At 47.4% G+C, this 13,882-nt stretch carries 16 protein-coding genes; 5 read left to right on the top strand and 11 right to left on the bottom strand.

The genetic code is table 11. The features are described 5' to 3' along the window. Positions 1–138: 138 nt before the first annotated feature. From J4G07_09495 to J4G07_09485, 3 genes are read left to right on the top strand one after another with little or no spacing between them, the layout of a single operon-like run. A complete protein-coding gene (locus J4G07_09495; GenBank protein ID MCE2414226.1) occupies positions 139–1,398 on the top strand; it encodes a DUF2088 domain-containing protein in 1,260 nt (419 codons plus the stop codon). Continuing rightward, complete coding sequence (locus J4G07_09490; protein ID MCE2414225.1) at positions 1,388–1,915, top strand: TRAP transporter small permease; 528 nt, start codon at positions 1,388–1,390, stop codon at positions 1,913–1,915. Before J4G07_09495 ends, J4G07_09490 begins: the two co-directional genes overlap by 11 nt. Continuing rightward, complete coding sequence (locus J4G07_09485) at positions 1,915–3,201, top strand: TRAP transporter large permease (GenBank protein ID MCE2414224.1); 1,287 nt, start codon at positions 1,915–1,917, stop codon at positions 3,199–3,201. Before J4G07_09490 ends, J4G07_09485 begins: the two co-directional genes overlap by 1 nt. Positions 3,202–3,368: 167 nt before the next feature. On the opposite strand, the gene J4G07_09480 is transcribed toward J4G07_09485, so the two are convergent. The 4 genes from J4G07_09480 to J4G07_09465 all read right to left on the bottom strand — a co-directional run bounded on the left by J4G07_09480 (position 3,369) and on the right by J4G07_09465 (position 6,489). Further along, on the bottom strand, positions 3,369–4,136 hold the full coding sequence (locus J4G07_09480) for a LamG domain-containing protein (GenBank protein ID MCE2414223.1): 768 nt from the start codon (positions 4,134–4,136) through the stop codon (positions 3,369–3,371). A 117-nt stretch (positions 4,137–4,253) separates the two neighbouring features. Continuing rightward, the gene (locus J4G07_09475; GenBank protein MCE2414222.1) at positions 4,254–4,481 is read right to left on the bottom strand and encodes a hypothetical protein; all 228 of its coding nucleotides are present in this window, start codon (positions 4,479–4,481) and stop codon (positions 4,254–4,256) included. Beyond that, positions 4,478–5,008, bottom strand: coding sequence for a hypothetical protein (locus tag J4G07_09470; protein ID MCE2414221.1), 531 nt, complete (start codon positions 5,006–5,008; stop codon positions 4,478–4,480). The genes J4G07_09475 and J4G07_09470 overlap by 4 nt, the downstream gene beginning before the upstream one ends. A gap of 338 nt (positions 5,009–5,346) precedes the next feature. Beyond that, the gene (locus J4G07_09465) at positions 5,347–6,489 is read right to left on the bottom strand and encodes a mandelate racemase/muconate lactonizing enzyme family protein (protein MCE2414220.1); all 1,143 of its coding nucleotides are present in this window, start codon (positions 6,487–6,489) and stop codon (positions 5,347–5,349) included. Positions 6,490–6,815: 326 nt separating this feature from the next. Here J4G07_09465 and J4G07_09460 point away from each other — a divergent pair, with 326 nt between their 5' ends. Beyond that, positions 6,816–6,995 carry a hypothetical protein gene (locus J4G07_09460; protein ID MCE2414219.1) on the top strand — a complete coding sequence of 60 codons (180 nt, stop codon included), beginning with the start codon at positions 6,816–6,818 and terminating at the stop codon, positions 6,993–6,995. Between the two features lie 186 nt (positions 6,996–7,181). Here the strand turns inward: J4G07_09460 and J4G07_09455 are convergent, their stop codons facing one another. The 7 genes from J4G07_09455 to J4G07_09425 all read right to left on the bottom strand — a co-directional run bounded on the left by J4G07_09455 (position 7,182) and on the right by J4G07_09425 (position 13,190). Further along, a complete protein-coding gene (locus tag J4G07_09455) occupies positions 7,182–7,859 on the bottom strand; it encodes an alpha/beta hydrolase (protein MCE2414218.1) in 678 nt (225 codons plus the stop codon). 11 nt (positions 7,860–7,870) lie between these two features. Then, a complete protein-coding gene (locus J4G07_09450; protein MCE2414217.1) occupies positions 7,871–8,470 on the bottom strand; it encodes an HD family phosphohydrolase in 600 nt (199 codons plus the stop codon). 25 nt (positions 8,471–8,495) lie between these two features. After that, positions 8,496–9,281 carry a phytanoyl-CoA dioxygenase family protein gene (locus J4G07_09445; protein ID MCE2414216.1) on the bottom strand — a complete coding sequence of 262 codons (786 nt, stop codon included), beginning with the start codon at positions 9,279–9,281 and terminating at the stop codon, positions 8,496–8,498. A gap of 177 nt (positions 9,282–9,458) precedes the next feature. Continuing rightward, positions 9,459–10,316, bottom strand: a complete 858-nt coding sequence (locus tag J4G07_09440; GenBank protein ID MCE2414215.1) for a phytanoyl-CoA dioxygenase family protein — start codon at positions 10,314–10,316, stop codon at positions 9,459–9,461. Between the two features lie 25 nt (positions 10,317–10,341). Then, the gene (gene pelA / locus J4G07_09435; protein MCE2414214.1) at positions 10,342–11,391 is read right to left on the bottom strand and encodes a pectate lyase; all 1,050 of its coding nucleotides are present in this window, start codon (positions 11,389–11,391) and stop codon (positions 10,342–10,344) included. Positions 11,392–11,422: 31 nt separating this feature from the next. After that, a complete protein-coding gene (locus tag J4G07_09430) occupies positions 11,423–12,271 on the bottom strand; it encodes a phytanoyl-CoA dioxygenase family protein (protein MCE2414213.1) in 849 nt (282 codons plus the stop codon). A 67-nt stretch (positions 12,272–12,338) separates the two neighbouring features. Beyond that, positions 12,339–13,190 (bottom strand): phytanoyl-CoA dioxygenase family protein, encoded by an 852-nt coding sequence (locus J4G07_09425; protein MCE2414212.1) that lies wholly within the window; start codon positions 13,188–13,190, stop codon positions 12,339–12,341. A gap of 496 nt (positions 13,191–13,686) precedes the next feature. Between J4G07_09425 and J4G07_09420 the strand changes: the two genes are divergently transcribed. Further along, positions 13,687–13,882: hypothetical protein (locus tag J4G07_09420; GenBank protein MCE2414211.1), on the top strand; the 196-nt coding region annotated here is incomplete at its 3' end.

Genomic DNA, 13,882 nt, shown 5'->3' with positions numbered 1-13,882 from the left:
CTTCCGACACACGCCAGAGTCGCTATTTTACCTTTAGGAGGAATACAGGTACTGACGTAAGAGCACGGATGTTCCTGCAACTGGGCGGGACACATCTTCTGTTTTACGCATTCTGTGATCCACAAATGGAGGGCAATTATGAACAACACTGCTACTGTGCACTCCCGGGCTTGGTATGGAGACGAGGAATTGACGCTGAATTTTCCGACCGGCTGGGAAGTAGAAATGCTGGGTCCGAAAGATGCGCCTGCGCTTTCTGATGTCCAAATTGAACGCGCATTTGCTGAACCGATCGGCACTCCCCGAATTTCGGAATTGGCGAAAGGTAAAAAGAGTGCCGCTATCATCGTGGATGACTTGAGCCGTCCGACACCTGCTGCGAGCGTTATTCCGTTCCTTCTGCGTGAGTTAGCGTCAGCGGGTGTCCCAAAATCCGAGATCCGATTTGTTGTTGGTGGTGGTTCACACCGTCCGCTCACCGATGAAGAGGTCGCTAAAAAGATCGGCGCGGATATTGCGTCTGAATATGAAGCGACAAGCCACGACTTTATGAGTGGTGATCTACGTGCCTTGGGAAACCTTGATAACGGTATGCCGATCTATCTGAATCGTGTGGTTGCAGATTCGGATTTCAAGATTTGTTTGGGGGGTATCTACCCACACGGTTCTGTCGGTTTCGGTGGTGGTGCGAAATTAGTTGTACCCGGAATTTCTGGTTTCGCGACGATGTTCTATTTCCACACCTTTTCGCCGGGACGCGGACACGCTGTGATTGAAAGAAAAGGGAGTGAACCGGATCATCGCGATTTCTCCGAGTCGGTAGCAGGTGTCCTCGGTCTTGACGTCATCGCTAATGTTGTGCTCAATAGTCGTCGGGAAATATGTGGGCTGTTTGTGGGCGATTTTGTGCAGGCGCACCGCAAGGGCGCGTACTTCGCTTTGGACACTTACGGCACAGTGATACCGGAGGCAAGCCAAAAAGAGACCGATCTGGTTGTGCTTAACTGCTATCCGCTTGATAGCGACCCAATCCAAACGGGCAAGGCAATGTGGGCACTATCGCATTTTGAGAAGGCACACAGGATGGCACTCAACCCGGCAAGCGATGGCATCTGCTACCACGGGTTGTTTGAACAGATTGATTATGCTCGCTTCGTACAGCAGAAAGAGGAACGGACACAACCTGAACTGCCAGCACCACAACTCGGCACTCAAGATCAGTTGCACGTCTGGTCAGAACATTTCTTGGTAGATGATTTTTACAAGAAACATCCCGGCGCGCTCCTTTTCCGAGATCTGGAGCAGTTGATTGCTTTGTTTGCAGAAAGCCTCCCGGCGCAAGCGAAGGTCGCTGTCCTGCCAGCGGCTGGAATCCAAGTACTCGCAAATGAATCATAAATTAGAAACTTTCTTCCAGAACATTAACACCACCTTAGGTAAGATCGAAACCGGTTTGCTGTGTCTTATTATCGCAATGATGTTAGGACTCGCGATCCTCAAAATCGTCATGCGTTACGTGTTCAGCGCAAGCCTCTTGTGGAGCGATATAATGCTGCAGCACCTCACCCTTTGGCTCTGCCTGTTGGGCGCTGCACTTGCTACTTGCGAAAGAAGGCACATCAGCATTGATGTGCTCAGCCGAATCCTGCCCGAAAATATTACGCGCTGGAGCAACCTTGTCGTTGATTGCCTCGCCTTGATCGTCGTTGGAATTCTGGCACATTACGGCTTTATTTTTCTCCATGATGAACAATTAAGCGATGCTGTGTTAATCGGAAGTGTTCCGCTATGGTGGGCGAAGGCTATTATCCCCTACGGTTTTGTTCTCATCGGCATCCATCTATTCCTCCAAATTGGTATCCATTTAATGGGTGGTGAACAGACACCAAACATTGTCGCAGGAGAATCGGATTAATGGGATTAATAATCGGCATTGGGTTGGTGGGGTTCGCGCTTTTCGGGGGTGCACTTTTCGTCTTGCTTGGTGGTGCCTCAATTATTGGATACGCTACAGCAGGCGAACCGATTTCAACAATTCTAATCGATTTCAACCGACTCACACGGAACTCGACGATACTGATTATCCCGCTCTTTACATTTGCGGGGTATATAGTTGCTGAAGGGAAAGCACCACAACGATTGGTGGCGTTTGCACGTGCGAGTGTTGGTTGGTTGCCGGGTGGTATTGCTGTCGTCGTGCTCTTTACCTGTGCGTTCTTTACAACTTTCACAGGTGCATCCGGTATAACGATTATTGCTCTCGGTGGATTGCTCTATCCGATTCTACGGCAGACGTATAACGAAAAGTTTTCGCTTGGCTTGGTGACGGCTTCTGGGAGTATCGGGCTGTTGTTTCCGCCGAGTGTCCCCCTTATTCTTTATGCGATTATCGCCCAAGTTCGTATCGACAGGATGTTCCTTGCGGGTATTCTCCCCGGGATCCTGATTCTGGCTATCCTAAGCTTCTATAGTTGTGGGTGGAGTCTCTTCAAACGGACTGAGACAACTCCATTTGATTGGAGAGTTTTTCTGCGAACACTCTGGGACGCGAAGTGGGAGATGCTGCTGCCGTTTATTGTATTAGGAGGCATCTTATCGGGTATCGTTACGCTCGACGAAGCGGCTGCGCTAACAGCCATCTATGCGTGTATCGTGGAGTTTGGCATCCATCGTTCTATTTCGTTGAGAGTTTTGCCGCGCATTGTCAAAGAAAGCACGTTGCTTGTCGGCGCGATTCTCATTATTCTCGGTGTCGCTTTAGGATTGACAAACTACCTCATCACGCTTGATGTGCCTATGACTGTCCTTGACTGGATTCAGTCAACAACAGAAAGCCGTGTCATCACACTTATTGGGCTTAATATATTCCTACTGGTTGTTGGGTGTCTGATGGACATTTTCTCAGCGGTAATTATTGTTGTGCCGTTGCTGCTTCCTATCGCCGAACAATTTGGAATTGACAAGGCACATCTCGGCATTATTGTCTTAACAAACCTTGAAATCGGTTATTTGACACCACCAGTGGGAATGAACCTATTCATCTCAAGCATGAAGTTTGATCGATCTGTCTTACTGCTTTACCGCTCTGTGCTATTGTTTATTGCGTTGCTGCTAATAGCACTTGTGTTGGTGACGTATGTCCCGGAGTTGAGCCTCTGGCTCCCGCGCGCGCTTGGAAAAACACCGCAACCCCTTTTCTGAACTTATCCTTTATCTGTCAAGATTTCAATGCCGTCCAACCCCGTCTTATATGCGAGTTAAAATAAATAAGCCTGGTGAAAGAATCACCAGACTTATTTGATATATGTCCTTTGATGCCACAGATATGAACCCGAATATTCAAGCGTAAGGCTGATTCGGATGCACTATCATTGTCTCGCTTTCAGTTCACCCCATGTAACAGCGAGTTTTCCTGCCGCTTCGACATCCAAGCTGACATCCATCATTTCTTGGACCTCTTTTTCTTCAAGCGCGCGCTCCCAAAAAGAGATTTCATCAATAGTGCCTTCTGCGCCGTTTTGCAGCGGAATATACGGAATAGTTTCCCATCCGAATCTCGGTTTTTCGTGAAGTGCGGGGAAACCGCCAGTGATTTTCTTACCACTGGTTGCGGCTTCTTTACCGTCAATGTACAAGAACGGGTTTCCACCAGCGAAATCCCACGTTGCGGCGACATGAAACCATTTATCCTTTGTTATGACTCCTGCCGGGTCAAATTCAACATCTTGCCAATCGGCATCGTCCGCTGCTTCAAAATAGAAACCGAAGTCTTCGGGGTTGATGTCAACGTGATTCGCGCCCTTCGAGACGAAGAAGTAGATGGGACCAAAACTGGCATCAAAAATGCGATAATCAGCGCCATCCTTGCCGTTCCAATCGGGTTTGAACCAGAACAGCAGACTCCCCGCCTCAGTGATAACATTGGGGACTTCCATGTAAGTTTCTGCCCCTTTGAGGGAGATTCCGGCTTGATATTTGCCGTCACCGACCCATTTGGCATTACCATGGAAAGTGCCATCATTTCCGTTTCCAGTGCCATCAACTACTTTATTTCCACTGCCCTCGCCGATCCACATGAGTAAATCCCCATCGTCAGGGATTCCAGCAAACGCAGAACTCACAACAAATAAACTCATAAGCAAAACCAGATAAACCAGTCTCACAATTCTTTACCTCCCATCATTTTAATATTGAGAGGATTTTAGCAGAAATCATAAATTAAGTCAACTACTTTTCTGGGTCGGTGTGGTTGCCTATTCAGAAGCTGCCTCTGGTGCAGACTTCTGTGTTGCTTTTACAGCCGATGCCACGTGTAGCAGTCGTTTCGGAACGGGTTGTGGTTTTGATGATACCGGACTTAATTTCGGACGGGGCCGAAACTGTGGCAGCGGTCCCGGTGGTTCGTAACTCGTATGTATTGGGCGTTGGCCTATTGAATGCCCAATTACGTGTTCTCTGGTTTCAATAGGTTGTTCTTTCATACAATCATATCTCCCATCTGTTGGTTCAACTTTTCTTGAACCTTCTGGCGGTGTCTACGCGTCAAAAGAAAATCGTCCTTTAGCATTTGCGAGCCCACCAACAACCACTCTCTATACTGTTCAAATGTGATTTTGAATTGCTCTAATGGGAAGTCAGGATTGGCTTCCATTTCATAGATAAACCGCTCCATATTGAGGCGTAAACTTTTGAAATACTGCTCATTGTGACTCAAATCTGCGACGCGGTCCGAAATCTTAAGAATGACATGCAGAAGTGCTAAAAATGCAGCACCTCCTGCGATGAGTAACCACGCCACCTTTCCTGCTGGCGTTCCCCATGCCATCCATCCGACCATGACTGAGGTAATAGTGGTGAGCGTCACGATGCTTTTGATAACGCCATCTACTGGTTTCCACATTTGCAATGCTGAGGTCATGAGGCTTTCGGTGTAAGCGACGCGATAGAAAGTTTCAAGGGCTGTCTGCCAGAGAAGATCTTTCTGATAGTCTGCAGCTGTCCTATCCATTATATGGATCTCCTTTCGGGAATGCATTCCGTTACAAGTCGTAGGTACCTTCGTGTGTAATCACACAAATTTTAATATGTTATTATGTTATTAAGTAACGAAGGAATGGGGCATTCGGTAACAGATATTTTAAATTTTCCCTGCGGGAGAATAAAGTTTGGCAAGGTTAGGAGGGAAATCCGCAGAAATACCCAAGCAAAACACCTCGCCAGCGAGGCGGTAGGTTCTCAATTCTATGTATTCACATATTTTCGAGTTTCATTATATCGCTGTCCATTTCATTACGGGTTTGTATCTTGGGATCAGGAGACAGTCGAATAGTTTCTACCAACTTACGGTTATACACGGTGATGCTTTAGAAGCTCCCAGTTAGGAACAAAGCCGATACCCGGTCGAGTTGGAACTGTAACATGCCCATCGGATTCTAAAACCATCGTTGGGAGAAACATTTCGCCTCGCAATGGATCAACAGCGGGTGGGTAATACTCTAACATCAAACCGTTATCTCGGCTTGCAGCGATATGGATTTGTAATTCTTGTGCGCCGTGCGGGGCGATTGACTTTTCAGCTGCCAATGCTTCTTCGACTACCTGCAATGCCGGTTCATAACCGGGAAGAATTGCGACATCCAGATTGAAAACATCCGCGCCTTCATAATCAATGAGCGTTTGGAAATAGTGTAACCCGTATCCATTTTCGCCGGTGGCAATTTGTATTCCATACTCTTGTGCTATTTCGCGCAATGCCTTGTGTCCTCTGTAATCGTGGCTGTGGATCGGCTCTTCAAACCAGAAGATGCCGTTTGCTTGAAGTGCTGGAAGGCATTCGGACGCCCTTTCAACTGACCAAGCACAATTCGCGTCCACCATTAGGGTTGTATCGGGACCGACGGTTTCTCGGACTGCCTCAATCCGTTTGATGTCCGTCTCAAGTCCAGCTGCTGGATCTCCAACCTTCATCTTAACTGCAGTGGCATTGAATTCGTTTATGTTGCGTTCCATCTCCTCACGAAGTTCATCAAATCCCTTACCGCGACCGTAATAGCCACCGGCAATGTATGTGCGGATGCGTTCTTGTGTGCCGCCGAGTAAGGCGTGAACGGATTTTCCTTTTATCTTCCCGCGGATATCCCAACACGCTTGGTTTATGGCTGCCAAAACCTGTGTATGATAACCGCCGGGTCCGTAGATTTTATAGTTCTCGGCTAACCGAGAGACGTTAGCGGTATCCGTTACATCGCGTCCGATCAAAATGTGACGGAATAGATCTACATACATTGGGAAAAGGTGGAGGGGACGGGTCGCGGCGGTTCCGCCATTGAAGCCGTATCCAACGAATGCGTCGCTTCCATTTTGGGCGGTAACTTTAACGAGATGGAGTCTACCTTTATCGTAGACGTGCATGCCGTTCCAAATCGGTGGCTTGTCCCACTCGTAAAACTCGCTTTCAACGGCAATGATTTTAAAAGAATGTGGAGGCATCGTTTTCATCCTAACGCGGGTAATAAAAAAAATTAACCGAATTCTGTTAGATTCCGTCTTAATGAGGTAATTTACTCAAAACGCTGATTTTGAGTTGACGTATATGTATTTTCCGCAGTGCTTTGGGTTCTGATTATATGCTATTTTCAACGGTTTGTCAAAAGTAATCGTAGCCTTGCTGCAGATACTTTGTTTTTTATTATTTCGTTTACTTATATTGTAGATTCATTTTCTTATGAATTCAGTCTAAGGATTCATTATTTGTACCGAGCGAGCATTCTTTACGTTAAATTCCCATAAATTGGAAGCGTTTAGAGGAGTTTGAAATGTCGAAGTTGACAAGGGAAAGTGTAGCAAAACTGGTAAGTGTAAGAAGAACTGCACTCTACAATGCGACGGGACGTCGGCACGGTAGCATTCACTATAGAACTTCACAATCGAAAAACCATCAACAGGGCGGCATTGCAACGCTTCTATGGTATGCTATCAGTGCACTTCCGAGATAAAAGTAACCGGATTGTGATATTCGGTGCGGTTAGATGAAGTTTGAATAAATATTTCGGTAATTCCGTAACATATCCGGTGCGGTTAGGAAACCGCACCTACCGGTCCAGGGAAAATAAATATTACCGAATTAAATTCTGAAACCTCATGAAACCGCACCTACCGAAGTATAGTTTGGGGTGGGTTTATTAATCCAGTGTTTCGATCCATTCACTGAGAACTCGCGCCATCTCTACGAAAACGTCTTCTTCCGTTTTACGGCGCTTGAGCACTTTGAACCCATGGTCGGCTGTATCCAGTAAATGTAAGGTCGCCGTGTCGCCGAGGTTTTCGCAGACTGGTTCCAATAGGTCGAGGACTGCCAATTTGTCGCGGGTGCCAGATAAAAATAGCATCGGCACTGTAACATCATCAAGGTGCTCCGCGCGTTCTGTTCCCTCTCTTCCAGAAGGGTGCAGCGGGAACGCGAAGAATACGAGACCTCGAACATGTTCGATCGGTGCTTCTGCTGCTGTGAGTGACGACATACGTCCGCTATAGGAATGCCCCCCAACGAGAATTGATACATCGTCAGCAGCCTCATGTGCAGCTGCGACAGCGGACCGCACGGTTGCCAGAGCCACTGCTTGTGATTCCCTACCCCCCCCGCCGCGTTCCATGTAAGGAAACTGATAACGGAATGTCGCGATGCCGATATCTGCTAACCGTTCAGCGATCGTTTGAAGCGTTGAATGTCTCATAGTCGTACTGGCACCGTGTCCGAGTACCAACAGCCACTTCGCGTCGTCTGGACGTATCAGTATTGAGGAGACCTCGCCTTTTTCTGGTGTTGCGATGAATTTTGATTCGATTGCTTCGTAGCTCATTTTTTACCTCATTAGTCAATTAAGCACTGTTGCACGATGTCTCGATAGGTTTCTAATTCAGCAGTCTCCAGTCCTTTCACTTTTGCGAGATCGTCCCATCGCCGTAGAGTGACCCCCTCTTGGAAATGCGGAATCTGTTCAAACGCCTCCCGCTCCTCGTCCGACATGACGCCTCCCTGAACGATAAGACTCCTTTTCGATGCCTCAGATAACCCGTCATGGTAAGAGGTATCGGTTGTACAGAGATACCTTTTTGCGGGAACATGCAGCCGGATCGGTGTTGTAACTGCATCTGGGAAAAACGGTTCCATATACTGCGCGCCGACCTCTTCGTGCGTCAGATCCGTATCAAGGAACGCTCTATCGGCATTGTGTTCATCTAAGATGATATGTCCGACATCGTGGAGTAATGCGCCCGTAATCAGCGTGGCACTTGCGCCGTTCTGTTGCGCGAGGGCGGCACATTGGAGGGCATGCTCCAGTTGCGTCACAACTTCATCGTAGAACGACTGTCCACGTTTTTCCATATAACTGAACAGTATGGCAACCTTTTGTTCTGCTGTTCTGTTTTTCATTTCCTGTGCGAGACTTGGATCAATGTACTTTTCAATCTCGCTTGAAAGCTGAGATTTGCTATTAAAAGTCATGGTTTACTGATTTCCCTTGAAAATGTGCGATTTTGCTAATCTGTTTGTCTCGGTTTGAGCCATCTTTTGCGTATTGCGAGAAAGCCTGCCGCTTGTCTGCGTAATACTGCTCGCGCCAATCGCCTTCGGAACTGGCATTGTAAGTGAGATAGATAATGCGTCTTGGTCGATCTGCACGGTTGCTCGGACTCTTATGTGGGATGTAAGAGCCGAAGAGAAGAATGTCACCCGGATCTGTAGGTACAGCGACCCACTCCATCGCTGAAGCGGTTTCAGGAGCGACACATCCCTTTTCGTCCAACGCGATGAATCCTTCGTTGTGCCTACCCGGCGCGAAATAGAGACATCCACTTTCAGGAGTCGCTGAATCCACCGAAATTAGACAGGTGATATGGTAGTTAATAAATTCGTAAGCGGGTGCGTCCTGATGTGCCGCGTAACCACCACCGCCAGGATATTTGTAGTTGATTTTCTCTTTGTAGAGAACTGCCGGTTCTTCCATCACACCGGAGACAACATCTAATACTTTGCCATCTGTCACGGTGGCTCTCATATCGGTGTGGTAGGGCACGAAATTTTCTGAGCGAGAGAGTCGTGGTCCGGCTGGCGTGGATTCATAATGGTGCATCCACTTGTCGAGTGTCGGTTCCCATCCCGATATTTCAGAGACCCATGCTTGTAAATCGTCTACCTCTTCGGCGGAGAAAAAGCCGGGGATTTTCAAGTAGCCGTTGGTTTTCCAATCTCGGTGGCGTTCGGAACTAAGGTAAGACATAACCCTCTTCCTTACGAATAATCCTATTGTATGTCAGTATAGCGCAGCGGAAATCTTTTGTCAAATTTCAGGGTTTAGGTGCGGTTAAATGAAGTAATATACGGGCAGGCACAAGACCTGCCCCTACAGTGGTTTTCTGGGACAGAATTACCGAAATATTTATTTACACTATCGCTATCAATCGGACTCTGGGATGGGTAAAACGTCCCGATAGACGGGTTCCATCTTCTCTGAGTATGTCTCACCCCGAACCCACATGACTGGACGCACGGTCTTTACATTCTTAGAAGGGACACGTTCTGCATTTGCCCTAATGTAATGGGCAACATTACAACGCCGAAAGCGAAGACTACGGTTGTCAGTGCTCTTATGGAGGAGCTGATTGTTGAACCAAACCACCGCTCCAGGTGGCACTTCAACTGCAACACCGTCTTCGTCCTTGGCATCGCGTGCTATTTTAAACTCATTCTGTTGTGAGCCTTCAAGGTCCCTATGCTCAAGAATGCCATATTTGTGGCTACCCGGGATAACATATAGACACCCATTATCTACATCTGCTGCATCAATCGCAGTCCACGTTCCAACTGTCATCTCAGTTTTATACTGGTGGTTAAAATACCATTTATCCTGGTGCCACGGGAACCCTAAGCCAATCTTGGGTGCTTTCCAGATATACAGATTATTGAGACCGAGGAGATCTGGACCGAGTAAATCAACAATCGGATCCGTGAGACGCGGGTCACGGACACGTGCGAGGAATTCGGGACAAAAACAACTCACATGATGGATCTTGTGCATCGCGTGGATACCGGAGGCTTCAACTTTTCCGTCTCTGACCAATGCGTTTTGATCAATATTCCCTGTCGGGAAAGGGCGTTTTCCTGCGGCAATGTCATCAGCGATTTGACGTAGCACGTCGTTTTCTTCTTTGGTGAAAACGTCGTAACGGATGAAATACCCGTTTTCGTCCCAAGAAGTTCGTTCTTCAGGTGTCAGTCTAAACTTCTGTTCCTCAGATGCTGTATTCGTGTCCATTAATTCTCCTATTGATAGGGTTCGGTCATTCCTCTGGGAACTTGTGCTTTTCTCTCCACCGTGGGTATTCATCTGCGAGGAGTCTGGCGGCCCAGCTCCCGTAGTAGGCGTATCCGGTGCGGCGTTCCTGCCCAATCTCGGAAAACGAGTAGCGGACCACCGAGTCGCGGTCGAGAAAGATTGGACGGTTGCTGCCGATTTCGTAGAAACGCGCCCAGAGCGGTCCTGCGTCGGGATCCGCTACGATTTGCTTATCGTCCTGCCCCTCTGCGTCGGTGAACTTGTCAAGACGCATGCCGTGGATAGCGACGCTCCTGAACCACTCGATGGATCCTTCAACAGCGGCGATGATCGCTGGCGTGGGTTCTTCAACTGACATCAGGAATCGCACGACGCCGACGCTTTCGGCACCTGAGAGCGATGGTGGCTCATAGGAACGTGCCCACGCAGGCGCAAGCGTTTTCTCGTCATGCTGCGCGCACCAGACGGTGAGTTTGCCATTCTGCTTGATTTGCGTGCGCAGGATGCAGTCAATGCCCTTGGTTACAGCAGTTTCAGCCTTAGTGCGCTCCTCTGTTTTCAGGAACCGATAGTCGGAAGATTCAGAGACATCTCGGAGAAGTTCGAGAATGCGGACCATAACATTGTCATTGAACGTGATGTGACGAGGGTAAGCTTTGCTTAGCGGATAAAACTGTGGCCACCCGCCATTCGGGTATTGCGCTTCAAGGATATGCGAAAGACCTTTGAGAAATGCGTGTTGGTAGCGCGGCTCGTTTGTCGCACGAAACGCACGGGCAAGAAACCGTAGTTCGTTAGTGGTCGCACCGTTGTCGAACGTTGCGTGCAGATCCTCACTTTTCCCATCAAACGGTTCAGACGCCGTGTCTCTATTCTTGGGCCAACCGCCGTGTGGTGTCTGCCAGGTGAGGACGTTGTCGGCAATACGACGACCTTCCTCGCTCTGGAACCATTCGACGGATTGCTTGGCGTATTTAGAAGGAACGGTTGCATCGGAAGATGAGAAAAATAAAAGAAGAAGCAAGACCCAGATGGTAGTCAATCGTAGTTTCATGAGAGTATTCTTCCGTTAGTAGCCAATCGGATTATAGAATTGATATTACATCCCATTGAACTTCATCCGTCATACCGGGATAGGTTTCCCCCCGAATCCACATAGGAGGGCGTTTTTTATTTATAGCCTCCGGACGTGTCCATTCCGCTTTTGCGCTGATATAGTGTGCGATGTTTGCGCGTCTGAAACGTTCACTGTGGTTATCCGTACTTTTATGGAGGACTTGGCTGTTAAACCAGATGACCGCCCCAGCAGGAACTTCTACCGCAACACCATCTTCATCACGAGCCCCTTGTGCCTGTTTAAACTCCCCTTGTTGTGAACCTTCAAGTTCAACGTGGTCACGAACTCCATACTTGTGGCTACCCGGGATAACGTAGAGACACCCGTTGTCTTCATCTGCGTCATCAATCGCGCTCCATGTTGCGACTGTCGTTCCGGTTTTATACTGATGGTTAAAATACCATTTATCTTGATGCCACGGGAAACCGAGACCGATTTTTGGCGGTTTCCAAATATAGAGATTGTTGAGACCGAGGAGATCTGGACCGAGGATGTCAACAACAGGGTCGGTGAGACGGGAATCGCGCGTGCGTGCGAGGAATTCTGGACAATTACAACTCACATATTGGATATTGTGCATCGCGTGGACACCTTGTGCTTCGATTTTACCGTCTCTGACTAAAGCGTTTTCAAAGATATGATAGTCTGGGAAGGAGCGTTTTCCGAGAGCGATGTCATCAGCGATTTGCGCTAAAGAGTCGTTTTCTTTTTTTTTAAAAACGTCGTAACGAACAAAGTACCCGTTTTCCTCCCAAGAGGAGCGTTCTTCAGGCGTCAGTCTAAATTTCTGTTCTTCGGATGTTGTTTTTGTATTCACTCATTCTCCTATTGATGAATTCTATACGGTATGGTTCTGGATTCTCAGCCATTCACCCTATGCTATACTACTCGGATTCTGTAATCGGTAAAGGGTCACAGTAGATGCCATCAGACAGCGTTGGGTATATTTTACCTCTAACCCACATAAGAGGACGCATGTAATTCTTATGTGGAACTCGTTCTGCTTTGGCACTGATATAATGCGCGATGTTACTTCGTCGAAAACGTTCTGTGTTGTTATCCGTGCTCTTATGGAGGATTCGATTGTCGAAAAAAATGACACTTCCGGGTGGAATTTCAACAGCGACTCCATCTTCGTCCTTGGCACCGAGTGCCTGTTTAAACTCCTGTTGTTGTGAGCCTTCAAGGTCATCATGCTCAAGAATGCCTGTTTTGTGGCTACCCGGGATAACGTAGAGACACCCGTTTTCCGTATCTGACGTATCAATCGCAGTCCATGTTCCGACAGTCGTTTCGGTTTTGAACTGGGGTCGAGTATACCATCTATCTTGATGCCATGGAAAACCGAGACCAATTTTTGGTGGTTTCCAAATATAAAGACTGTTGAGACCGAGGAGATCTGGACCGAGTATGTCCACAACGGGGTCGGTGAGACGCGGATCACGTGTGCGTGCGAGAAATTCAGGAGAATAAAGGTTCATTTGATGGATACTGTGCATCGCGTTGACACCCGATGCTTCAACTTTCCCATCTCTGACTAAAGCGTTTTGAAAGATACGATGATCTGGGAAGGGGATTTTGCCGAGAGCAATGTCATCAGCGACTTGGGTTAAAAGGTCGTTTTCTTCTTTTGAAAAAACGTCGTAACGGATAAAGTATCCGTTCTCATCCCAAGAGGTTCGTTCTTCAGGCGTCAGTCCAAAATTCTGCTCTTCAGGAGTCGTATTTGTATCCATTCATTCTCCTTTTAATAAATGTTTGCAATAAGCGGTTTTCTTGGTTGAGTTGTATACGCTGTAGACTCTACTCCTTAGTATACAATAGGATTCCCTATGCATTCAAACAATTTCTTCTCTGGTAATATCTCTACGTAGGCGGGGTCATAAGTAGACTTCACACCCGCTTTTGGTTATGGATTATGTTCAACGGTGTTTGGTGTGCGATGCCTTGAAAGATTCTGTTCATTTCCTTGAAAATGGGGTTGTGTATGTGTTATTCTATCAGTGTATTTTAGAGTTAATGTGAGTTTAAAAAAAATACCCGTAGCGTCCTCAGTCAGTTTTGGCAAAAAACGGTACAAACTAACAGTTTATGCTACAATAATCCACCTTTTTTACAGATGAAAAGTGATTAAAGCGAACTCGCATTTTATTATCAGATTCACGTTAGAGTTATATGAGAAGTGGAAACTCACGTAAAAGTGAGATTCATTTCTATAGGAGATTGAACAGCATGAAAATTATGTCAGTATTAGCAGGATTTGTGTTGATGATAGCTTTTTGTGTTATCAGCACGAGCGACATGGCACAGGCGGAGGAAGTCTTGGGAGAAGGAACGGATTCACTGCTTGGAGGAGACCTAACCGACCCAGAAGACGATGGTGAACCTGAATCAGATGACGGTTACAACGCCATTTTCTCAGCCAACG

The sequence above is a fragment of the Candidatus Poribacteria bacterium genome (genome assembly GCA_021295715.1).
In the GTDB taxonomy this organism is placed as follows: Bacteria; Poribacteria; WGA-4E; order WGA-4E; family WGA-3G; genus WGA-3G.
This window is presented reverse-complemented; position numbering and strand designations above follow the sequence as displayed.